The 19,945-nt window shown below is 71.8% G+C and carries 22 protein-coding genes and 1 tRNA gene; 14 read left to right on the plus strand and 9 right to left on the minus strand.

The features are described 5' to 3' along the window. Positions 1–19: 19 nt before the first annotated feature. On the minus strand, positions 20–910 hold the full coding sequence (locus OVA21_RS18370; RefSeq protein WP_268093046.1) for an oxygenase MpaB family protein: 891 nt from the start codon (positions 908–910) through the stop codon (positions 20–22). Positions 911–987: 77 nt separating this feature from the next. Then, complete coding sequence (locus tag OVA21_RS18375) at positions 988–1,332, minus strand: hypothetical protein (protein WP_146776241.1); 345 nt, start codon at positions 1,330–1,332, stop codon at positions 988–990. Positions 1,333–1,613: 281 nt separating this feature from the next. On the opposite strand from OVA21_RS18375, the gene OVA21_RS18380 reads away from it, so the two are divergent. Next, entirely contained in the window at positions 1,614–2,558 is a 945-nt protein-coding gene (locus OVA21_RS18380; protein WP_067714715.1) for a DMT family transporter, read from the plus strand. Here the strand turns inward: OVA21_RS18380 and OVA21_RS18385 are convergent. Next, the gene (locus OVA21_RS18385) at positions 2,517–3,209 is read right to left on the minus strand and encodes an NrtR DNA-binding winged helix domain-containing protein (RefSeq protein WP_069390440.1); all 693 of its coding nucleotides are present in this window, start codon (positions 3,207–3,209) and stop codon (positions 2,517–2,519) included. The genes OVA21_RS18380 and OVA21_RS18385 overlap by 42 nt on opposite strands. 70 nt (positions 3,210–3,279) lie before the next feature. Here OVA21_RS18385 and OVA21_RS18390 point away from each other — a divergent pair, with 70 nt between their 5' ends. Both OVA21_RS18390 and OVA21_RS18395 read left to right on the plus strand, forming a co-directional pair. Then, positions 3,280–4,095: a T3SS (YopN, CesT) and YbjN peptide-binding chaperone 1 gene (locus OVA21_RS18390; RefSeq protein WP_268093047.1), complete on the plus strand. Its 816-nt coding sequence runs from the start codon at positions 3,280–3,282 to the stop codon at positions 4,093–4,095. Between the two features lie 33 nt (positions 4,096–4,128). Beyond that, a complete protein-coding gene (locus tag OVA21_RS18395; protein WP_268093048.1) occupies positions 4,129–5,100 on the plus strand; it encodes an ADP-ribosylglycohydrolase family protein in 972 nt (323 codons plus the stop codon). Here the strand turns inward: OVA21_RS18395 and OVA21_RS18400 are convergent. Continuing rightward, positions 5,068–5,577 carry a CopD family protein gene (locus OVA21_RS18400; protein WP_069389682.1) on the minus strand — a complete coding sequence of 170 codons (510 nt, stop codon included), beginning with the start codon at positions 5,575–5,577 and terminating at the stop codon, positions 5,068–5,070. The genes OVA21_RS18395 and OVA21_RS18400 overlap by 33 nt on opposite strands. A 140-nt stretch (positions 5,578–5,717) precedes the next feature. Between OVA21_RS18400 and OVA21_RS18405 the strand changes: the two genes are divergently transcribed. After that, the gene (locus OVA21_RS18405; RefSeq protein WP_268093049.1) at positions 5,718–7,775 is read left to right on the plus strand and encodes a DUF2339 domain-containing protein; all 2,058 of its coding nucleotides are present in this window, start codon (positions 5,718–5,720) and stop codon (positions 7,773–7,775) included. Here OVA21_RS18405 and OVA21_RS18410 read toward each other — a convergent pair. Next, positions 7,730–8,191: a hypothetical protein gene (locus OVA21_RS18410; RefSeq protein ID WP_268093050.1), complete on the minus strand. Its 462-nt coding sequence runs from the start codon at positions 8,189–8,191 to the stop codon at positions 7,730–7,732. The two genes, OVA21_RS18405 and OVA21_RS18410, sit on opposite strands and share 46 nt — an antisense overlap. Before the next feature lie 185 nt (positions 8,192–8,376). Between OVA21_RS18410 and OVA21_RS18415 the strand changes: the two genes are divergently transcribed. Next, positions 8,377–10,818 carry a glycoside hydrolase family 65 protein gene (locus OVA21_RS18415; protein WP_268093051.1) on the plus strand — a complete coding sequence of 814 codons (2,442 nt, stop codon included), beginning with the start codon at positions 8,377–8,379 and terminating at the stop codon, positions 10,816–10,818. Here the strand turns inward: OVA21_RS18415 and OVA21_RS18420 are convergent. Both OVA21_RS18420 and OVA21_RS18425 read right to left on the minus strand, forming a co-directional pair. Beyond that, entirely contained in the window at positions 10,805–11,365 is a 561-nt protein-coding gene (locus tag OVA21_RS18420) for a PGPGW domain-containing protein (RefSeq protein ID WP_163375347.1), read from the minus strand. The genes OVA21_RS18415 and OVA21_RS18420 overlap by 14 nt on opposite strands. A gap of 47 nt (positions 11,366–11,412) precedes the next feature. Beyond that, the gene (locus OVA21_RS18425) at positions 11,413–12,042 is read right to left on the minus strand and encodes a hypothetical protein (RefSeq protein ID WP_268093052.1); all 630 of its coding nucleotides are present in this window, start codon (positions 12,040–12,042) and stop codon (positions 11,413–11,415) included. On the opposite strand from OVA21_RS18425, the gene OVA21_RS18430 reads away from it, so the two are divergent. The 3 genes from OVA21_RS18430 to OVA21_RS18440 all read left to right on the plus strand — a co-directional run bounded on the left by OVA21_RS18430 (position 12,041) and on the right by OVA21_RS18440 (position 14,348). Continuing rightward, positions 12,041–12,187, plus strand: coding sequence for a hypothetical protein (locus OVA21_RS18430; RefSeq protein WP_268093053.1), 147 nt, complete (start codon positions 12,041–12,043; stop codon positions 12,185–12,187). The two genes, OVA21_RS18425 and OVA21_RS18430, sit on opposite strands and share 2 nt — an antisense overlap. A 4-nt stretch (positions 12,188–12,191) precedes the next feature. Beyond that, the gene (locus tag OVA21_RS18435; protein ID WP_268093054.1) at positions 12,192–13,577 is read left to right on the plus strand and encodes a cytochrome P450; all 1,386 of its coding nucleotides are present in this window, start codon (positions 12,192–12,194) and stop codon (positions 13,575–13,577) included. Positions 13,578–13,736: 159 nt separating this feature from the next. Further along, entirely contained in the window at positions 13,737–14,348 is a 612-nt protein-coding gene (locus tag OVA21_RS18440; RefSeq protein ID WP_268093055.1) for a putative glycolipid-binding domain-containing protein, read from the plus strand. Positions 14,349–14,389: 41 nt separating this feature from the next. On the opposite strand, the gene OVA21_RS18445 is transcribed toward OVA21_RS18440, so the two are convergent. Then, the gene (locus tag OVA21_RS18445) at positions 14,390–15,352 is read right to left on the minus strand and encodes a prephenate dehydrogenase (protein ID WP_268093056.1); all 963 of its coding nucleotides are present in this window, start codon (positions 15,350–15,352) and stop codon (positions 14,390–14,392) included. Between the two features lie 36 nt (positions 15,353–15,388). On the opposite strand from OVA21_RS18445, the gene OVA21_RS18450 reads away from it, so the two are divergent. The 4 genes from OVA21_RS18450 to OVA21_RS18465 all read left to right on the plus strand — a co-directional run bounded on the left by OVA21_RS18450 (position 15,389) and on the right by OVA21_RS18465 (position 16,937). Beyond that, positions 15,389–15,916, plus strand: coding sequence for a tRNA adenosine deaminase-associated protein (locus OVA21_RS18450; RefSeq protein ID WP_067714683.1), 528 nt, complete (start codon positions 15,389–15,391; stop codon positions 15,914–15,916). Between the two features lie 71 nt (positions 15,917–15,987). After that, a complete protein-coding gene (locus tag OVA21_RS18455; RefSeq protein WP_268093187.1) occupies positions 15,988–16,425 on the plus strand; it encodes a nucleoside deaminase in 438 nt (145 codons plus the stop codon). Positions 16,426–16,568: 143 nt separating this feature from the next. Continuing rightward, entirely contained in the window at positions 16,569–16,772 is a 204-nt protein-coding gene (locus tag OVA21_RS18460) for a CsbD family protein (RefSeq protein ID WP_067714680.1), read from the plus strand. A 74-nt stretch (positions 16,773–16,846) separates the two neighbouring features. After that, positions 16,847–16,937, plus strand: a tRNA-Ser gene (locus OVA21_RS18465). Between the two features lie 277 nt (positions 16,938–17,214). Here OVA21_RS18465 and OVA21_RS18470 read toward each other — a convergent pair. Beyond that, positions 17,215–17,820 carry a TetR/AcrR family transcriptional regulator gene (locus tag OVA21_RS18470; RefSeq protein WP_069388830.1) on the minus strand — a complete coding sequence of 202 codons (606 nt, stop codon included), beginning with the start codon at positions 17,818–17,820 and terminating at the stop codon, positions 17,215–17,217. A gap of 136 nt (positions 17,821–17,956) precedes the next feature. Between OVA21_RS18470 and tgt the strand changes: the two genes are divergently transcribed. Both tgt and OVA21_RS18480 read left to right on the plus strand, forming a co-directional pair. Then, positions 17,957–19,240 carry a tRNA guanosine(34) transglycosylase Tgt gene (tgt, locus tag OVA21_RS18475; protein ID WP_268093057.1) on the plus strand — a complete coding sequence of 428 codons (1,284 nt, stop codon included), beginning with the start codon at positions 17,957–17,959 and terminating at the stop codon, positions 19,238–19,240. Between the two features lie 37 nt (positions 19,241–19,277). Beyond that, on the plus strand, positions 19,278–19,928 hold the full coding sequence (locus OVA21_RS18480) for a hypothetical protein (protein WP_268093058.1): 651 nt from the start codon (positions 19,278–19,280) through the stop codon (positions 19,926–19,928). Positions 19,929–19,945 lie beyond the last annotated feature (17 nt).

Raw genomic sequence — 19,945 nt, forward strand, 5'->3', positions numbered from 1 at the left:
GGGTCTCGCGGTCGACGCGTCAGGAAGCCGGCGAGGCTTTGGTTTTCTTGACCCGCACCCGCTGGTAGGGGGCAGCGACGGACTCGCCGATCGCCTGCGCGATGAGGTCCTCGGCGGTCCGGTTCTTCCGCGCGAGTGTGGCGACGAGCTTGGTGAACCGGGCCCCGCGGGCGAACTCCTTGGCGCTGCGGTCCTCCACGGCGAAGAACAGCTTGGCCTTGTCGGGGAGTAGCGACAGCACGCCGTTGAGGATCTGGCGGGTGACCCACCTGGCCACCGGGCCCTTCGCGTCCGGGTGTCGGAGCGAGTGGCCGGCCATCGCGGCGAAGATGGTCAACGCCTTGGTGTCGAGGCCCTCGGTGACGTACTGGTCGACCGCTGCGAAGGTCTCGAGGTGCGGGCCGGGGACGTGCAGTTTGTCCGCGCCGATGTGCGACTCCATCACCAGGCGGTCCGCGTCCGCGGCGCTCAGGCCGGGGCCGAACTCCTGGTAGCCCCGAACGGCCGACCAGATGTACGTCCACCACGTCCACCGCATCCATTCCGGCTGCTTGGCCTCCTCCACCTCTCCGGTCTCCGGGTTGGTCCAGGTCGCCATCTCGTGGAGGTGGTCGACGCGCTTGGCCGCCGCGTCCGCGTGGGCGGTGTCGGCGAAGACCGAGTCCCGCAGGTAGGCGGCCGTGCGGTCGAACCGGGCGGCCATCTCGTCGGCGCCCTCGCTGGTCAGCGAGACCCGATCGAAGTGGGTCATCATGCCCGGTTCGAGCATCTGGAGGAAGAGCGCGTTCTTGGCGCCGAGCCCCGAGGCCGGGTCCGAGAACACCCGCCAGGAGATGCTGTCGGGGCCGTAGTGGCCGTCGTCGGAGCGAGGGGCGTCGGAGAGCCGCAGGGGCACGCGGGTGTCGGTCATGGAGTCACCTTCGGGTTCGGTGGATCGGGGGGTAATGGTCGGTGAGAGCCCGACCGACACCGTCGATAATAAGTCCTTCATACTTCGTGCCGACGCAGACGGTGAGGAAGGTCCGCGACCGCGCGCCGCGAAACGGCTGTCTCGAGGGGGCCTCGCCCGACGAACACCGCCCAGAGGGCGCACCCGGCCGTCACCCCGAGAGTCATCGGCCAGAACGGGTCCAGGGCGCGGAAGTCGCCCATCGGGTCGAACTGTCGGCCCTCGGCGCGCGCGATGGCGATCCACGCCGCCCAGACGAGGAGATGTGCGGTGTACGCGGTCAGGGGCATCGCGCCCAGCACCCGTACCGGCCGGAACAGCCACCGCAGCCGCGTCCCGCCGATAAGGATGCACACCCCGATGACCGCGAGTGCGAATCCCATGGACCCGACCGCCTCCCCCACGCCCGACGAGTGGGGCCCGTCCCGGAGCCGCGACAGAAACCACAGTCCGACCTCTGACCGCGCGCCGTCGTCGCTCGAGGAGGCGGTGGCGGCCCCACGGGCACCCGGCTCGAGGCCGGGACGGTGATCGTCGACGCGAAGGAATGAGCACAGAGGAGTGAGCGCAGAGGAGTGAGCGCGGAGGGGTGAACGGCCACGGGCCGGGGGTGGGACGCGAGAGTACGACGACGACGAGGTCGGCCGCTTCGTAGGCTGTGCCGATGGCTCAGCCCGCGCGAGAGGCGCTCCGCCGCAACGCCGGCCATCTGGCGTCGGTGGCCCTGGTGCTCATGTGGAGCTCGGGCTATGTCGGCGCGGAACTCGGGATCCGGGCCGACGGGACCCCGCTGCAGCTGCTGGGCTGGCGGTTCTCGATCCTCGGCGTGCTGTTGGTGACCGTCTGCCTCGTGCTGGGGGTGCGGTTGAACGATCGCGCGGCGTGGACGCGGCAGGCGGTGTTGGGCCTGTTCAGTCAGGCGTTCTTCCTGTTCATGATCTTCGAGGGGGTCTCCCGGGGCGTCGACGGCGGCACCGCGGCGCTCATCGCCGCGCTCCAGCCACTGCTGGTGGCGACGGTGGCGGGCAGGGTCCTCGGCGAGCGCACGACGGCCGGCATGTGGGTCGGCATGGTGCTGGGGATGGCGGGCGTCGTGGTGGTGGTCTCCGGCGGTCTCGACGCGGGCGCCGCCCCGTGGTGGGCGTACCTGTTCCCGGCGGCGGGCATGCTCAGTCTGGCCACGGGCACGGTTCTCACGCAGCGGCTGCGGCCCTCCGAGACGCTGCTGCAGTCGATCACCATGCAGTCCGTCGTCGCGGGGGTCACCCTGATGTCCGCGGCTCTGGTGACCGGCCAGGCGGCGCCCGTGGCCGAACCCGACTTCTGGGCGGCGGTGGCCTGGCTGGTGTTCCTGTCCACCCTGTGTGGGTACGTCCTCTTCGTCTTTGTCACCCGCACCCGTGGCGCCACCGTCGCGAGCGTGCTGCTCTACCTCACCCCGCCCACGACCATGGTCTGGGTGTGGCTCATGTTCGGTGTCCCGATCACCCTCCCGGCCGTGGTCGGCATGGCGATCAGTGCGGTCGGCGTGACCCTGGTGCTGCGGTCGCGGGCGGCGCGGGACGCCTCAGCGCGCGCGCCGGAAGAGCGCGGCCGGGCGACCGCGTAGGGCCGTGGACAGCGCCACCTCGCCGTCGTCGTCCAGGACGGGTTCCAGGTGCGGTCGCATCCGGCGCGCGAAGTTGTCCTTGTGCAGTTCCTCGCCGATCACGGCCTCGTGCACGCGACGTAGTTGGAGCAGCGTGAACGGTTCGGCCAGGAAGCCGTCGGGGTCGGGGCCCACGTCGACGTAGCGCAGGCGGATCTCGTAGAGCTCGCGGACGTCGCGGATCGCGGCGTCGACGATCGCGTCGTGGTCGAACAGTAGCGACTCGATGCCGTCGAGTCGGCCGTCCGCGGTGACGCGGGTGAGTTCGCCGTTCGCTCCGGCCAGCGCGGACTCGGGCAGGGGGAGCGCGTGGGCGGCGGAGACGGCCCACGTCCGCTCGTCCCGCCCCGGGTCGTCGAAGAGCCGCAGCAGGCGCGGACGGATGGTCCCGTGTGGCGCGATCCGGACCTTCTCGCGGAGTACGTGGTCCGCGGTCTCGGCGACGGTCGTCCGCTCGCGCAGGAACGCGCCCGGGAGCGCGCGACCGTCCGGATTCCGGCGTGATTGCGTGAATACCCGCAGCTCGGGGTCGGTGCCGCCGGCCCCTGTCACGGTGAGGATCGCCAGGTCCACGGCCACGGCGGGCCGGGGGAACTTATCGAGATCGGACATGGCCTTCACTTTAGCGCGATTGGCGTGCTAATGTTTAGCGCGCCTGGAGTGCTAAAGGAGTGGAGGGGTCATGGGAAGTCGACGAGACGACGGCATGGACGGGGTCGGCGGCGAGGCCACCGAGTGCGCATGGGGCGTGTTCCTGGACACGCTGATCCTGCGGATCGGTGCTGTCGGGGACGGCGGCGCGCTGGCGCTGGTGGCCCCGCCCGGGCCGGAGGGGTGGAGCCAGCAGCTCGTCGTCCGGTCGGACCGTGGTCGGGGATTCATGTGGGTCACCCGCGGGATCTCCGGCAGCACGGCGGCCGAGGAGGTCGTGGCCAGCGCCGGCGCCGACGGGGCGTTCGCACTGGCGGACGCGATCGTCCGCGTGGCGCGCGAGGACCTGCGGTTGCCGCACCCCCAGCTGTTCACGGCCCGCGCGAGCGGACGAGGAGCAGCCGAGTTGGCGGAGTCCCTGGGGCTCGCGGACGCGGACGCGCCGGGTGGGCCGGACGGCCGGACCGACAGCGGGGTCCGCGGCGGTCCGGACGCGCTGCGTCCGGTGGTCGTGGAGGCGGTGGGGAGGATGTTCGGGCAGGAGCCGGGCGTCGACGACGACGGCGACGTGTATTTCACCGTCGCCGGCACCACGGTGTTCGTCATCTTCAGCCCCGACGGCGGGCTGGTCCAGGCCTGGGCCCTCGTGGTCCGCGGCGTGTACAGCCGTCGCACCACCGCGGTCGAGGTGGATCTGCTCGGGCAGCAAGGGGATGTGGAGCACCTGGTACCTCAGCGGGCGCGACGTGTTCCAGCGGATCACCCTCCCCGCGCGCCCGCTCTCGGCGGACAACATCGAGGGCATGCTCCGCGCGTTCGCGAAGGACCTCGAACAGAACCGGGATGAGCTGGCGTACCGGCTCGGAGGGAAGGTGGCGTGATGACGGGCAGTGGAGACCGGGGGTGGGACGACCGGGTCGCCGGGGTGATGCTCGGTACCGCCGTGGGGGACGCCCTCGGCGCCGGATACGAGTACGGCTCCGCGCCGCTCGGTCCCGAGGGGCCGCAGATGATCGGCGGCGGACTGGGCGGGTTCGCGCCCGGACAGTGGACCGACGACACGTCCATGGCGTGGTGCGTGCTCGACGTGGCCGCCAGGGGTGGGGGCCTGCTCACGGACGAGGCGCTCTCGGAGGTCACCCGCAACTTCGGGCGGTGGTACGACTCCGGCCCGCCGGACATCGGCAACCAGACCGCCGCGGTCCTGCGGGCCGCGGGGCCCGCGCCGACGGCCGCCGCCGCGCGGGAGGCGGCCGAGGAGCACTTCAGGCGGAGTCACCACTCCGCGGGCAACGGTTCCCTCATGCGCACCGCACCCGTCGCCCTGGCCCACCTCGGCGACACCGGGGCGATCGTCCGGGCAGCCACGGCCGTGAGCGACCTGACCCACTCCGACCCGCGCACCGCCCAGGCGTGCGTCCTGTGGTCGTCGGCCATCGACCGCGCCGTGCGGGAGCAGGTTCTGGACCTCCGCGGCGGACTGGCGCACCTCGACGGGCCGGACCGGGAGTACTGGGAGGCCTGCATCGACGAGGCCGAACAGGGGCCGCCCGAACGGTTCCGCCGCAACGGCTGGGTGGTGGCCGCGCTGCAGGCCGCGTGGTCGGCGATCCACCACACGCCGATCCCCGCCGCCTATCCCGGGCGGCACCTCGCCGACACACTGGTCACGGCGATCGGGATCGGAGGCGACACCGATACGGTCGCCGCCATCGCCGGGGGCCTGCTGGGCGCGCGCTGGGGTGCGTCGGCCGTGCCGGCGCAGTGGCGGGACATCTGCCACGGCTACCCGGGTATCGGGTCACGCGAACTCGAGCGGCTATCGATCGACGCCTGCCTTCCACGCGCGTAGTTGCTCGGCCGCTGCCAGGAGCGTTTTCGCGAACTCCTCGGTCTGGTCTGGATCCATGTTCTCGGGCGGATCCTGGATATGAACCCGTCCCTCCCGGCCCCGCGCGCTGACGGACCAGCGTGTGGCCCCCGGGGATCGGGGGTCGCTCGGGGACCAGATCCTGCGAGGCCCCAGGCGGTACCTGTGGTAGGCCGCCAATGCCTCAGCCCGGGTCTGGCCCGGTTCCTGCCGGAAGACGCGGATGAACGTGCCCTCGAGGACCCCGCCGGCCAGACCGCACCGGGGGCAGGACAGTGTTCCCTTGAGGGAGATCGGCTCCCACGCAGTGACCGCGCTGGTATCGACGTCCACGACCTCGCCACACCACGCTGTGGTCTCCTCGGTCTCGGCCGACTGGTGGTGCCAAGAGAGGGTGCCGCCCTCGGAGATGAAGTGCATCGGGGTTCCGCCCTCGACGCCGATGATGTTCTCACTCATGCCTGCTCCGTCCGGGCCCGTAGCTCATTCTGATCTATCGGCCCGGCGGGCGGAGTCGTTAGTCCGGGACGGCGCTCCGTGTCGAGGTGTCAGGGGAGAGGGGCATGGACGCTGGCAACGGAGCGGTAGATGATTCAGGGGTGAACCCCCAGCAGTCCGACTTGCAGCGCGCCCTCGCCGACCTCGACGCCCGTCTCGGACGCATCACCGCAGAGGTCGGGGAGGTCCGGGCCGGGTTGTCGGCACTCGCCCGACAGTCCGGTCCGGCGGTGGGCGGACAGTCGCCGGGGGAGTCGCCAGCGGAGTCGCCGTGGCGTGCGGGCGCGCCGCCTCAGGGGACGCCGCACCCGGTGACGCCGGCCCCGTTTGGCGCCCCGGCCCCGGCTGGCGCTCCCTCGCAGCCTGTGCCCGCCCCGGCACGTCCGGGCGGGCCCTGGCGGCCACCCGGACAGGACGACCCCGCGGGGCGGTACGGGCCGCCGCCCGCGCACCCCGATCGGCCCGCGCACCCCGACCGGCCGTGGCAACAGGCCGACCGGCCGTGGCGGCAACCGTGGGACGCGGCGCCGCGCCAGTCGCCGCGGCGGAGGCCGCGCATCACGGCCGCCACCGTCATCGCCGCGATCGGCGGGTCGGTCATGCTCGCCGGCATCGCGTTTCTGCTGGTCGTGGCAATCCAGGCGGGGTTGTTCCCGCCGCTCGCGCGGGTCGTCGCCGCCGCGGTCCTGGCGGTGGTGCTCGTCGGCCTCGGCCTGCGACTGCAGTCCCGCCACGACGCCGCCATCACCGACCCCACGGCCCACACCGACCCCCGGGCCGCCTCCGACCCCGACGGCACCCCGGTCAACCCCGGCGCACTGGCCCTGGTCGGCACGGGCCTGGCCGCGGCGATGCTCGACGTCATCGCCAGCACCACGCTCTACCTGTGGATCCCCGTCCCGGCCGCGTACATGTTCGTGGGCGGGCTCGCCCTCGGAGGGATGGCACTCGCGGGGCGCTGGTCCTCCGGGCTGCTGGCCTGCCTGGTCTCGGCCGGCACGATGCTCCTGGCGCCCCTCATCTCCACCGGTGTCGAGCTGCCGATCTTCGTCGCGATCGTCGGCATCGCCACCGCGGTACTCGCCGCCGAACTCGGGGCGGCCGTCCGCGTGGTGTGGTCCGTCCTACCCGGGTTCCTGCTGGCCGGCTACCTCTCGCAGGCCGCACTCCACAGCCGCGGCGAACAGATCGCACTGATCGCGACCGCGCTCGTCTTCGCCGCCGTGGGCGTCGGGGTGGCCTGGTTCGACACCGCCCGCCGGCGCCCGGCACTCGCCAATGCCGCCCTCGTCGTCGTCCCCACCGCCCTGCCCCTCGCCCTCCTGCCGGCCACCCACCTCCTCCGGCCCGGCTGGCCCGTCGGACTGGCCCTCGCCGCCGCCTACCTCGCCGTCGCGGTTCTCGCCGGCCGTACCGGCCGCGACAGGGCGCACGTGCTGCTGGCCGCGGTCACGGGGTTCGTCGGGAGCGCGCTCCTGCTACTGACGTGGGTCGAACTGGGAGGGCGCGAGCTCACCGGCTTCGCGCTGACCCTGAGCGCCCTGGCCTACGTCGTGGCCGCCGGCCTGTGGGGACGACGCTGGGTGGACCTGGTGGCCGTGGCCGCCTCCGTGATCGCCGTGCTCGTCTACGCGGCCGTCAACCAACCGCACCTCGCGCTGAGCGAACGGCTCGCGGTCCGCGAGTTCACCTACTGGGACGTGGTCTCCGCGTTCGCCATCACGGTGCTGGCGGTCGCCGTGACGTGGTGGGCGCGCCGCCGCCTGCCCCGTGAGGCGGCGACGCGCGTGATGATGGTGGGCGCCGTCGTTGCCCTGGCGGCATTCTCGGTGATGGTGGTCGCGGCCGGCGTCGTGATCGGCGACCTCACCGGGGTGGCCCGGAACGGGTTCCTCGCCGCACACCTGGTGGTGACGGTGCTGTGGATCTGCTGCGCAGCCTGGCTCGTCCTCACCGCGAACCCGCGCGTCGCCGATGCGCGTCGACTCGGGTTCGTCCTGGGCTCCCTCGCGCTGGCGAAGTTGCTCCTGCTCGACCTGGCCACCCTGCCGGGACTGTTCCGCGTGCTGTCGTTCATCGCCGTCGGCGCGGTGATGCTCGCGGTGGCCGTCCGCTACCGCAAGGAGACCGAGCCGTCGGGCAGCGGATCGCCGACGTAGACGCGGAAGGCGCGCGGCTGCGCACCGGACATCAGTATTTCGACCTCCGGGTGGTCGACCTCATCCGGGTCGTCGGAGGGCATGCTCCACACCACCTCGCCGGCGTCGGTCAACTCGCGCAGTGCCTGGCGCGTGGCGCGGACCCACGTCACGTGGCGCAGGGCGGGCTCGTCACGCAGGAGGTGGTCGGCCAGGCCCTCGCGGTCGCGCAGGTCGACCATGAGACGCTCGCCGTCCGGGGCCTCGTAGGAGGTGCAGACGTGGTCGACCAGGACGGACAACGGCCACGACGGCCCGGAACCGAGCAGATCGATGATGATCATGCGCGCATCGCCGACCTGACAGGCCGTCGGTGTGGTGAGGACCTGGAGCCGGTCGGCGACGTCCTCGGTGATCTCGATGAGCTGAACGGTCATGATGAACCCCTGTCGGACGGAGACGGTCGACAAGAGGGATCGCGGCGCGGCCCCGAACCGTCCCGACTGTGACGTAGATCATATCGTAGACCCGCGCGGGGCGGGTCTCGGCGGGATGACGATCTCGCCGAGCCGTCCGGCCGGACCGCCGCCGAGGAGCCGACGGACTGGTTAGGGTCGGGCGTGTGACCACCTCACAGGCCGGACGTGCAGCCTCCCCGGGCGGGCAGGACGACGCCTTCTCGCTGTCCTACGACGGGTTCGACCCCGGTGAGGAGGGCCTGCGCGAGACCCTCACCTCGACCGGCAACGGGTACATGTCCACCCGCGGCGCCGCCGAATGGGAGGAGAACGACGGGGTCCACTACCCGGGCACCTACGTGCACGGCCTCTACAACCGCGCGACCACCATGCTCGGCGGCGTGCCGGTGCACAACGAGGACCTGGTCAACCTCCCCAACTGGCTGCCGCTCAAGCTGCGCATCGGCGGCGCCGAGGTGCTGCGGCTCTCGGAGGTGCAGATCCTCGAGTACCGCCACCGGGTGGACCTGCGCTCGGCGCTGATGACCCGCCAGATTCGCTTCCGTGACCGGGAGGGGCGGGAGACCGAGCTGGTGAGCCGACGGTTCGCGTCGATGGCCAGCATGCACCACGCCTACCTCGAGTGGACGATCACGCCGCTGAACTGGTCCGGCCAGGCGGAGATCGTGAGCGCGCTCGACGGGCGCGTCACCAACGACGGGGTGCCCCGCTACCGGCAACTCGAGAGCGACCACCTCCGGCCGGGCAGCACGGTGTTCCCGCAGCCCGAGATGATGGCGCTCAAGGTGCGCACCCGGCAGTCCGAGGTGAACGTCGGCGTCGCGGCGCGGACCCTCGTCTCGACCGGTGGCCGGGAGCGGGACGTGCCCCGCTCCGACTTCCGGACGGCGGACTACATCCAGCAGACCCTCCACGTGGAGCTGGAGCGCGACGTCCCCACCTCGATCGAGAAGTCGGTCGCCCTGTTCACCTCGCGTGACCCTGCCACGGGGGACACGCTCCTGCGCGCGTCGCGGTCGGCGTCGCGCTCTCGCCCGTTCGAGGCGGCGTACGCCCACCACCGCGAGTCGTGGGAGCGGCTGTGGCAGGCGTGCGACCTGCACGTGTTCGGCGACGACGAGGCACAGCACCTGCTGCGGGTGCACATCAGCCACATCCTGCAGACGTGCTCGCACAACACCTCCGACCTCGACGCCGGTGTGCCCGCCCGCGGGATCAACGGGGAGGCCTACCGGGGCCACGTGTTCTGGGACGAGCTGTTCGTCTTCCCGTTCCTGACCTTCCGGCTCCCGGCCGTGACCCGCAGCCTGCTCATGTACCGCTACCGGAGGCAGTCCGAGGCGCGGGTGGCGGCGGCGTCGGCCGGCTACGAGGGGTTCATGTTCCCGTGGCAGAGCGGATCGCTCGGCACGGAGCAGACCCAGGAACTCCACCTCAACCCGATGTCCGGGCGGTGGGACATCGACCTGTCGCACAACCAACGCCACGTCAGCGCCGCGATCTTCTACAACGTCTGGCAGTACGTCACCCTCACCGAGGACACGATGTTCCTCGAGTTCCGGGGCGCGGAGATGATGCTCGGCATCGCGCGGTTCTGGTCATCCATCGCACACTACTCGCCCGAGCGGCAGCGGTACGAGATCCACGGCGTGATGGGGCCGGACGAGTACCACGAGAAGTACCCGGGCGCGTCCGAGGGCGGAGTGCGCAACAACGCCTACACCAACGTCTTCGTGGCGTGGATCTGCGACATCGCCGCCCACCTGCTCGACCTGCTGCCGGCACCCCAGGCCGGTGCCGTCCGTGCCCGGCTCGAACTGCGCGACGAGGAGATCGCCCGGTGGAAGGACATGAGCCGAAAGATGTTCGTCCCGTTCCACGACGGGATCATCAGCCAGTTCGAGGGCTACGAGGAGCTGGAGGAGCTGGACTGGGAGGGATACCGCGCCAGGTACGGCAACATCCAGCGGCTCGACCGGATCCTCAAGGCCGAGGGCGACACCCCGGACCGGTACAAGCTGGCCAAGCAGGCCGACGCGGTGATGCTGTTCTTCCTCTTCAGTGACGACGAGCTGCGACGGGTGTTCGGGCGTCTCGAGTACGAGTTCCCCGACGACGCCGCGCGGCGCACCATCGAGTACTACGACCGCCGCACCTCCCACGGGTCGACCCTGTCGTACATCACCCACGCGGGCGTCCTCGCACGCTTCGACCCGGACAGTTCCTGGGAACGGTTCAAGGTCGCGCTGGGCAGCGACGTGCACGACATCCAGGGCGGCACCACCCGCGAGGGCATTCACATGGGGGTCATGTCCGGCACGGTCGACCTCGTGCAGCGCTTCTACGCCGGGATGCGGGTCGAGGGCGGGATGCTGCAGTTCGACCCGAATCTGCCCGGCGGGATCGACGGGGTCTCGTTCAACATGACCTACCTGCGATCGCCGCTCACGGTGACGGTGATGCGGGACGAGGTGGTGATCCGTCACCGCGACGGCGTGATCGACGCGACCCCGGTGTGCGTGTGCGTGCGTGGGGAGCAGCGGATGGTCGAGGTGGGCGGCGAGGAGAGGTTCAGCCTGGAGTGACGCCCGGATCGGCGCGGCGCGCCGCCGCGTGGGCGTGCCGCCGCGCGGCCCGCGCCCGGCGCCGCTCCTCGCGGCGCTGGTGCTCGTGCACCACCTCCGCCTCGTGGTCGTACGGGCTGCCGCGGAACCGACGCAGTGCGTAGACGAGCAGCGCCAGCCCGACGAGGCCCGAGAAGATGAGGGTGCCGCCGGTGCCCCAGCCGCCGATCAGCCAGAGGTCGGCCGACAGCGGCCACCAGGTCGGCACCGTCGAGCCGATCCCCCAGAAGATCCCCAGGCCGATCAGCCAGGCCACGCCGAGCAGTGACCCGGCGATCTTGGGCCACGACTGGACCCCGCGGGAGGCGCCCTCCATGGCGACGCGCTTGATCGACAGGAGGCGCCGGTCGAACCACTCGTACTGCCGTGAGAGCACCACCGTCCCGGCGAACAGCATGAGGAGCCCGGGACCAGGGAGGAACAGTGCGGCGATGCCGAGAACGATGAGCGTCCACCCGATGATCTCGAGCGCGAGGCGTCTCACCGCCACGTAGCCGAGTCTCTTCACCGGACCATGGTTACAGAAATGTGGCGGGGTGCGGTGCCGGAGGGGGATCAGGCGGGGACCGCGGAGCGGAACTCCCGGGCGGCGCGGGCGCCGGCGTCGAGGTCGACCTCGGGCCAGCCGTCGGGGGCGTGGAGCACCGCGCCGAGCTCGACGGCGGTGAGGGCGGACCCGGCGTTGAGCAGTGCCTCCACGGCATCGGGGTCGGGGGCGTCGAGCAGGGTGTCGTCGGCCAGTTCGTCGACGATGTCGCGCAGGGCGGCCCGCGTCACCGGGAACAGTTCGGGGTCGAAGCCGTCGTCGGTGGGTTGGTCCAGTCGCCACCACCGTGACCCGTCCCACCCGTACAGGAAGCCCAGGCACGCGTCGTGGGTGCGGGCGTGTTCGACGCCGCGGCGCCACCAGCCGGGGGCGTCGCCCACCAGGTCGGTGCCGGCCTCGCCGGCGGTGCCGCTGCCCTCGGTGAGCGAGAACTCGTGGTGCCAGCCGGCGAGGAGTGCGCGCCCGGGCCCCGGTCGCAGCAACGCCATCCACATCCCCTCGTCCGCCGACCAGTGCAGGGCGCCGGTGGCGGGCGCGTGGTGGTCGAGGCCCACCGCCGCGCGGACGGCGGCGTCCACGGCGAGGAGGGAGGCGATGTCGTCGGGCGTCGAGTCCAGGTCCACGGGGAGCACGGCCATGTGGTCCACGCTAGACCGGATCGACGACGACGAGGTGGCGATACCGGTGAACGTCCGGCCACCCGCGGGTGACGCAGGGGTGCGCGGGCGGACGCCGGGCATCACCGATCCCGCTGCGGCGGGGGCGTGCCGACTCGTACGGTGAGCGCATGCGCAGCGAGGCGACACACGGTCACGCGGGCCCCGGCCCGGCACACGGTCACGCGGGCCCCGGCCCGACCATGCAGGCTGGGGCCGGGCGGGACGGGCTCCCACCCGGCCCCCGGCTCCCGCGGATCCTGCAGGCGGTGCTGGCCCTGTCGGCTCCCGCCCTCGTCTTCCCGGCGGCGGCCCGGCGCTACGGGGTGCCGTTCACGCTCGATCTCATGCCCGCCGGGCGCAAGGTCGTCGCGGTGTCCGAGCCCGCGCAGATCAAGGACGTGTTCGCCGGCTCGCCGTCGGTCTTCCACGCCGGCAAGGGCAACGACCTGCTCCGCCCCCTCCTCGGCGAGCACTCGCTGCTCCTCCAGGACGGTGACGAGCACGCGCGCGCCCGGCGGCTGCTGGCGCCGGCGTTCGGGCGGCGCGAGATCGACGGCTACCGCACGCTCGTCGAGGAGGTCACCCGCGAACAGCTGGACCACTGGCCGCGGTCGGGCCGCGTCCGCGCCCACGTGCTGCTCAACCAGCTGACGCTCGAGGTGATCCTGCGGGTGGTCTTCGGGGTGACGGACTCGGCGCGCCTGGACCAGATGCGGCCGATCGTCGCCCGGGCGGTCGATGCCGGCCCGGTGGTGATGATCGGCCTGGGGATCCCCGCGCTGCGCCGGCGGTGGCCGTGGAGCCGGGAGGTGCGGGACCTGGAGACCATCCACGAGTTCCTCGGTGAGGAGATCTCCGCGGCCCGCCTGGATCCGGCCCTGTCCGAGCGGCGGGACCTCCTGGCGCTGCTCGTCCGCGCCTCGGCGGCCGACGCGCAGGGACTGTCGGACCAGGAGCTGCGCGACCAGCTCATGACCCTCGTGGCGGCCGGGCACGAGACCACGGCCACGGCGATGGCGTGGTCGATGCTGGAACTGGCCCGCCACCCGGACGTCCAGGACCGGTGTGTGGCCGAGATCGCCGAGGGCGGGTCGGAGTACCTCGACGCCGTGCTCAAGGAGGTCCTTCGGTTGCATCCGGTGGTGCCGATGGTGATGCGGGAGCTGCAGGAGCCGGCCACCGTCGGCGGGCGGACCTACCCGCGGGGAGTGACGATCTCGCCGTCGATCGTCCTGGCCCACCGCTCCGCGGCCACCTACGCCGGACCCCGTGACTTCGACCCGGGGAGGTTCCTCGGCGAGGTGCCCACGCCGACCGAGTGGCTGCCCTTCGGCGGCGGCGCGCGCCGCTGCATCGGGGCCTCGTTCGCGATGATGGAGGGCCAGGTCATCCTGCGGCAGGTGCTGGAGCGGTACCGCCTGGAGCCGGTGGGCAGCGGTCGCGAGTGGCCGCGGTCCCGCAACGTCACCCTGTACCCGTGGCGCCGCGCACGGGTGGACCTGCGGCGGCGCTGAGCCCGGCCTGCGGGCCTGCGGGCCCGCAGCGCTCCGTGGGCCCTCAGTTCCTCCTCAGGACCGCCCGGGAGCCGGATCCGCCCGAGTGACGGGTGGTGGGCAGGAGGTTAACGGGACTCAGATGTGCGTTTCGGTGGAGATTTTCCTACCGTGGAGGCTGTGAACGCTTCTGAGACGTCCTCGCCGCAGACCGAAGCGCACCGTGCCTCGGTCACCCGTATGTACACGTGGATATCCGAGAACGGCAGACTGATCGAGCAGGTCAGGGTCGTCCCCAAGGGTGATTCCACCCGCGCCCGCGGTCGGATCGTCGCCGCCGCCGGCCCGGACAACCCCGCCTTCACCGTGGAGTACGAGGCTCGACTCAGCGCCGACACGACCCTGCGCCGGGTGTGGCTGACCCTCACCACGGAGGAGTACGAGCGCACGATCGACCTGGTCTGCGACGACGAGGGGGCCTGGCTGCTCGAGGACTCCTCCGGCACCCGCTCCCGCGTGGGCGGCGACGGCGTGGTGGACGTGGACATCACCTACAGCGTGTTCTTCGCCAGCGTCATGATCCGTCGCCTGGGTCTGCACGCACAGCCGGGTTCCGAGGACGTGCGGGTGTTGTCGGTGGATTCCCTGACACTCGACGTCACCGAGGACACGGTCACCCTCTCCAGCGACGACGAGCAGGTCCACGGCATCACCGCCACCGCGTCGACCAGCGCGACGGTCGACGCCGACGGCGTGATCATCGACGTGCCGGGGCTCAGCCGAAGGGCCTGAACGGCCAGCCGAAGGGCCTGAACGGCCAGCCGAAGGGCCTTTCAGAGCCTGTCGGCGAGCCTGACCGCCCTGCCCGCGGCGCCCGCCTCGCGGAGCGCCTCGAGCCACCCGGCCGCCCCCGGCGTGACCTCCGCCGGCCGGAGATCCCCGCCGGTGCGATCGGCCTGCGCGTCCTCGTAGGCGCGCCGCGCGCGGTGGCCGTCGTCGACGAGCGGCCCCAGCGTTCCCCGCTCGGCCAGCGACGCCCGCGCGGCCCCGAGGTCGGCGAGGCACTCGTCCAGCACGTCCAGCAGCGCGTCCCGGTTGGGTTCGCAGATCGCGCGCACCAGATCGGGCGCGGTCCCGGCGACGCGCGTGCCGTCGCGGAACGACCCTGCCGCCAACGAGAGCGCGAGGTCCCCGCCCCGACCGCCCGCCAGCGCGAGCGCCTCGGCCAGCACGTGCCCCAGGTGGGAGATCCGGGCGACGGCCGCGTCGTGGTCGGCGGAGGTCGCCGAGACCACCCGTGCGCCACTGTCCAGCGCGAGCCGCGCCACCCGTCCCCAGGTGTCGGGGTCGGCGTCGTCGTCGGCCGCGACGAGCCACGTGGCGCCGCGGAACAGGTCGGGGTCGCCTGCGTCCCAGCCGGAGTGGGCGGTGCCGGCCATGGGGTGCCCGCCGACGAACCGCGCCCCCAGTCCGTGACGTCGTACCGCCTCCAGCACGGGGCCCTTGACGCTGATCACGTCGGTGAGGGCGACGGTGGGTGCGTGCTCGGCCACCGCGCCCAGGACCGACTCAAGGGCGGGGAGGGGGACGCCGACGACGACGAGGGCATCCGCCTCCGCGGCCCGGCGGAGTGTGGTGGGCAGATCCGTGGTGACGTCGAAACCGGCGGCGGTGGCGGCCTCGGCGCCGGCGGGGGAGCGGTTCCAGCCGAAGGTCCGATCGGGGCCGAGGGCCCGCAGGAGTGAGCCGCCGATCAGGCCGACCCCGAGCACGCACACGTCCGCCGTCACCGTCACCTGACAAGGTTCTCACAGCAGACTACGGTTGAGCCCATGCCCAGCAGCTCCGACCGAACCTCCCGCGACTCCGACGACGACTCGGTCACCGGCATCGCACTCGGGGTGGTCCAGGACGGCGGTTCCTGGCAGGTCACCCGTCTGGACGACGCCGCCCTCACCAGTCTCGACGACGCCGCCCGGCAGGTCCGGTCGCTGCGCGCGGAGGGGCCGTCGTTCGGGTTGGTCGACGTGGACCACGAGTTCTTCGTGATCCTGCGCCCGGGCCCGTCCGGGATGCGGCTCATGCTCTCGGACGCGACCGCGTCGCTGGACTACGACCTCGCCGCGGATGTGCTCGACGAGCTCAACGTGGACGTGCCCGACATGACCGACGAGGAGCTCGAGCAGACCGACCCGTGGGGTGAGGGCGACATGGCGATCCTCGACGACATGGGACTGCCCGCCGGGGTGCTGGAGATCATCGTCTCCGAGACCGACCTCTACGCCGACGAACAGCTGCAGTCGGTGGCCGAGCGGATGGGCTTCGGCGACGAGTTCGAGCGGCACCAGCCCGACTCGTGAGCCCGGCAGGTCCGGCGCATCCCGGATCGGCGCACCCCGAACACCGGGGCTCCGCGCGGGTGGCCGACGAGATGCTGGTGAGGCGCGCCCTGGCCGTGGCGGGCGGTACCCCGGCCGAGGACGTGCCCGTCGGCGCGCTGGTGCTGGGCCCCGACGGTCGGGAGTTGGCCGCCGCCACCAATCGGCGGGAGGCCGACGGTGACCCGTTCGCGCACGCCGAGGTGATCGCGCTCCGCGAGGCCGCGCGGGTCCTGGGCGACGGTTGGCGGCTGGAGGACTGCAGTCTCGTGGTGACCCTGGAGCCTTGCACGATGTGCGCGGGGGCGGCGGTCGCGGCGCGGGTCGGCCGCATCGTCTTCGGAGCCTGGGAGCCGCGCACCGGGGCGTGTGGGTCGCTGTGGGACGTCGTCCGCGACCGACGTCTGGTGCACCGTCCAGAGGTGCGGGGTGGTGTGCTCGAGGACGAGTGTGCGGCCGTCCTGGAGGGTTTCTTCCGCGCTCGTCGATGACGGCGGCTGTGCCGGGGTCCGCGGCGGGGCGCCCGTCGGTGACGCGATCGTGACCCGCTCGCGGTGGAGGCCGGCCCGGCATCTCCGTACCGTGGGTCGTGAGAGGTGCCGGACCCCGGCGCCGCGATCGAGAGGAGCACCACATGGGAGTGGGAGACAAGTTCTCGAACAAGGCCGAGGAGCTGGGCGGCCGCGCCAAGGAGTCGGCCGGCGCCGCGACGGGAGACCGTGACCTGCAGGCCGAGGGCCAGGCCGACCAGGGCGAGGCCGGCATCAAGCAGGGTGCCGAGAAGCTCAAGGACAAGGCCAACGAGGCCGCGAGCAAGCTCACCGGCAACGACAAGTGAGTTGCAGCAGCTGACTCCTCGCCTCTGGCCTGGCGATTTTCGTCTGGGGCCATGCGTGAAGTAGCCTAATCGGCGGTGGCGTGTCCGAGCGGCCGAAGGTGCAGCACTCGAAATGCTGTGTTGGGTAACCCCCAACCGTGGGTTCAAATCCCACCGCCACCGCCACGGGGAGAGCCCCGGATCTCGAGAGAGGTCCGGGGCTCTCGTCATTCCGCCCCCTCGCCCGTGGCAGCCGTTCCCGCGCCTGGCCGCCCCCTCGGCAGCCGCCCCCGCGCCATTCCGCCCCCTCGGCAGCCGCCCCTGACGATGGCGTCTCGCCTGCCCCGCGGTGGGTGCGAGACGCCATGGCGACGGGCGGCTGTGTGTGGGGCGGTGGGTGCGAGACGCCATGGCGACGGGCGGCTGTGGGTGGGGCAGGCGCGGGCGCAGGCGAGATGCGCTGTCAGGCGTGGCCGGAGGACTCCTCGGCGAAGTCGGGCAGTGTCACGACCGAGCTCAGGGTCGACAGTGCCGCATCGATCACCGTGTCCTGCGGCAGCCCCGACTCCTCACCCAGCAACGCCAACTCCTCGGTGCCGGCCAACCACGCCCGCGTGAGAGCGAGCGCCAGGGGGTCCGGGTCGTGTACCCCGAGGCTGTCGAGGATCCGCAGGCTGATCGTGCGGTGCATGCCGTCGACGACCTTCTCCAACGCCGGATCCACAGCCCTGCCGGACCGCAGGACCGCCACGTAGTTGTCCCGCCGCCGCTGGATGTAGCGCACCAACGCCGTGATGATCGCGCGCGTGCTGTCCTCGGCGTGCGCGCCCACCGGGATCTCGGTCAGCGACAGCACGTGGTCGGCCGCTGCACGCACGACCGCCGTGAGGTAATCCAGCTTGGTGGGGAAGTAATGGAAGAGCAGGCTGCGGGACACCCCGGCCCGCTCGGCGACGTCGTCCAGCGACAGGGCATGGAAAGGCACGGTCTCCAGCAAACGGATCCCCAACACGATCAGCTGGGAACGGCGCTCGTGCTTGGAGAGCCTACGGCCACCTGATGTGGTCATCGCCCCACCTCGTCGTCGTACTCTCGGGCGCGCACGTCGCGCCCTCCGACGCCGACGACTACGCCCCCCATGCCGACGTACCTCTCCATCTTAGGGTCACGTCCGCAATCCGCGACCGCCATGCCACGATGGAGTGATGCCGGACAACGCCACGCCCACCACCCGCGCGACCACCTTCGACGTGGGCGAGCGGATGGTCCTCGACGGGACGGCAGGCGGGCGGACGGGTGTCATCCACACTCCGCACGGTGACATCGCCACCCCGGCGTTCATCCCCGTCGGCACCAAGGCCACCGTCAAGACGCTGACCCCCGAGCAGGTCCGCTCCACCGGCGCCCAGGCCGTCCTGGCGAACGCCTACCACCTGTACCTGCAGCCCGGGCACGAGGTCGTCGACGCCGCCGGCGGGCTGGGGGAGTTCATGCGCTGGTCCGGGCCCACCTACACCGACTCCGGCGGCTTCCAGGTGATGAGCCTCGGGGTGGGATTCAAGAAGGTCATCGAGATGTCCGCGGGCGCGGCCGCCAAACCGGACGACGCGGCCACCAACAAGGGGCAGGGCCGGCTCGCGAAGGTCGACGAGGACGGCGTCACCTTCACCTCGCACCTCGACGGCTCCCGGCACCGCTTCTCGCCCGAGGTGTCCATGCGCATCCAGCACTCGCTGGGCGCCGACATCCTGTTCGCGTTCGACGAGCTCACCACGCTGATGAACACGCGGAAATACCAGGAGAGTTCGGTGGAGCGGACCCGGCGATGGGCGCAGCGCTGCCTCGACGAGCACGAGCGGCTGTCGCTGGAGCGGGGGCACCGACCGGGGCAGTCACTGTGGGGCGTGATCCAGGGTGCACAGTTCGAGGATTTGCGGCGGCAGGCCGTGCGCGGGCTCGTGGAGATGAGCGAGCGCGCCGAGGCCGAGGGGCGGCGCGGGTTCGGCGGCTACGGAATCGGCGGCGCGCTGGAGAAGGAGAACCTCGGAACGATCGTCGGCTGGTGCACCGAGGAACTGCCCGAGGACCGGCCGCGACACCTGTTGGGCATCAGCGAGCCCGACGACATCTTCACCGCCGTGGAGAACGGCGCCGACACCTTCGACTGCGTCGCGCCCACCCGGCTGGCCCGCCACGGTGGGATCTACACGCTCGACGGGCGGGTCAACATCACCCGCGCCCAGTTCCGCCACGACCACACCCCGCTCGACCCCGAGGGGCCGTCCGAGGTGTCGCGCGAGTACAGCCGCGCCTACCTGCATCACCTGTTCAAGGCCAAGGAGTTCCTTGGCTCCACCCTGCTCACCCTGCACAACCTGGCCTTTGTGGTGCGGCTGGTCGACGAGGTGCGCGCGGCGATGGCGGCCGGGCCCGACGAGTACGTCGCCTACAAGGAACAGTTCCTGGGGCGGTACTACTCGGGGCGGTGACGGAACGCCGAGCCGCCGCGGATGACAAGCTGAGCGCATGGCACACGACCGCAGGCTGACGTCCGAAGAGAACCTGGCACGTCGAACGGCCTACGGGCTCCACCCGGATTCCAAGACCGGGGCGCTGGCGCCGGTCAGCGAGGCGGCGATGGAGGCAGCGTTCAATCTCCTGGACAAGGCGTTGGCCAGAATGGTCGACGGGGCAGAAGAGGTGGCCGGAAAGCTGATCTCTCGCGCGGCCGCTCTACCGTTCGACGAGCACCTCGGCCTCTGGCCGGGGCCCTACACGGCCGACCAGATGCTGTTCGACTTCCTCTGTTCTGTCGCCGAAGACGCCTCCCGTGACCAGCAAGACCCGGACGACCACGACTACGTCGAGGGGCTCTACGACGACATCGTCCGCGTCGTCCCGCAGCTCGACGACAGGGAGGGCTCGGTCCTGCGGGACATCGTCGAGACGATCGTGTCCGATTCGAAGATTCTCGGGGTCAGCCGCGCGGAGTCGGAGGCCCTGGCGGCAGCGGTCAGGGGTCTTCCCGACCCCGAGCCGGCGGAACGCGCGCTCAAGCTCGGCCGTGATGCGGATCTCGCCCAGCGGGAGGATCTCACCCGGCTGGTTCTCGGCGTGTTGCTCACGGTGATCAAGACCATGAATGAAGCAGACGGATTCCCGGGCGCATCGTTGTAGGGACCCGGGCCGCGGCG

Source organism: Dietzia sp. SL131, from assembly GCF_026672565.1.
Classification (GTDB): Bacteria; Actinomycetota; Actinomycetes; order Mycobacteriales; family Mycobacteriaceae; genus Dietzia; species Dietzia kunjamensis.

Bases quoted from the DNA above. Each gene is read 5' to 3' on its own strand.
- OVA21_RS18370 (WP_268093046.1), bottom strand. From the start codon at position 910: ATGACCGACACCCGCGTGCCCCTGCGGCTCTCCGACGCCCCTCGCTCC.
- OVA21_RS18375 (WP_146776241.1), bottom strand. From the start codon at position 1,332: ATGGGATTCGCACTCGCGGTCATCGGGGTGTGCATCCTTATCGGCGGG.
- OVA21_RS18380 (WP_067714715.1), top strand. From the start codon at position 1,614: ATGGCTCAGCCCGCGCGAGAGGCGCTCCGCCGCAACGCCGGCCATCTG.
- OVA21_RS18385 (WP_069390440.1), bottom strand. From the start codon at position 3,209: ATGTCCGATCTCGATAAGTTCCCCCGGCCCGCCGTGGCCGTGGACCTG.
- OVA21_RS18390 (WP_268093047.1), top strand. From the start codon at position 3,280: ATGGGAAGTCGACGAGACGACGGCATGGACGGGGTCGGCGGCGAGGCC.
- OVA21_RS18395 (WP_268093048.1), top strand. From the start codon at position 4,129: ATGACGGGCAGTGGAGACCGGGGGTGGGACGACCGGGTCGCCGGGGTG.
- OVA21_RS18400 (WP_069389682.1), bottom strand. From the start codon at position 5,577: ATGAGTGAGAACATCATCGGCGTCGAGGGCGGAACCCCGATGCACTTC.
- OVA21_RS18410 (WP_268093050.1), bottom strand. From the start codon at position 8,191: ATGACCGTTCAGCTCATCGAGATCACCGAGGACGTCGCCGACCGGCTC.
- OVA21_RS18430 (WP_268093053.1), top strand. From the start codon at position 12,041: ATGTGGTCCACGCTAGACCGGATCGACGACGACGAGGTGGCGATACCG.
- OVA21_RS18425 (WP_268093052.1), bottom strand. From the start codon at position 12,042: ATGGCCGTGCTCCCCGTGGACCTGGACTCGACGCCCGACGACATCGCC.
- OVA21_RS18435 (WP_268093054.1), top strand. From the start codon at position 12,192: ATGCGCAGCGAGGCGACACACGGTCACGCGGGCCCCGGCCCGGCACAC.
- OVA21_RS18450 (WP_067714683.1), top strand. From the start codon at position 15,389: ATGCCCAGCAGCTCCGACCGAACCTCCCGCGACTCCGACGACGACTCG.
- OVA21_RS18455 (WP_268093187.1), top strand. From the start codon at position 15,988: ATGCTGGTGAGGCGCGCCCTGGCCGTGGCGGGCGGTACCCCGGCCGAG.
- OVA21_RS18460 (WP_067714680.1), top strand. From the start codon at position 16,569: ATGGGAGTGGGAGACAAGTTCTCGAACAAGGCCGAGGAGCTGGGCGGC.
- OVA21_RS18470 (WP_069388830.1), bottom strand. From the start codon at position 17,820: ATGACCACATCAGGTGGCCGTAGGCTCTCCAAGCACGAGCGCCGTTCC.
- tgt (WP_268093057.1), top strand. From the start codon at position 17,957: ATGCCGGACAACGCCACGCCCACCACCCGCGCGACCACCTTCGACGTG.
- OVA21_RS18480 (WP_268093058.1), top strand. From the start codon at position 19,278: ATGGCACACGACCGCAGGCTGACGTCCGAAGAGAACCTGGCACGTCGA.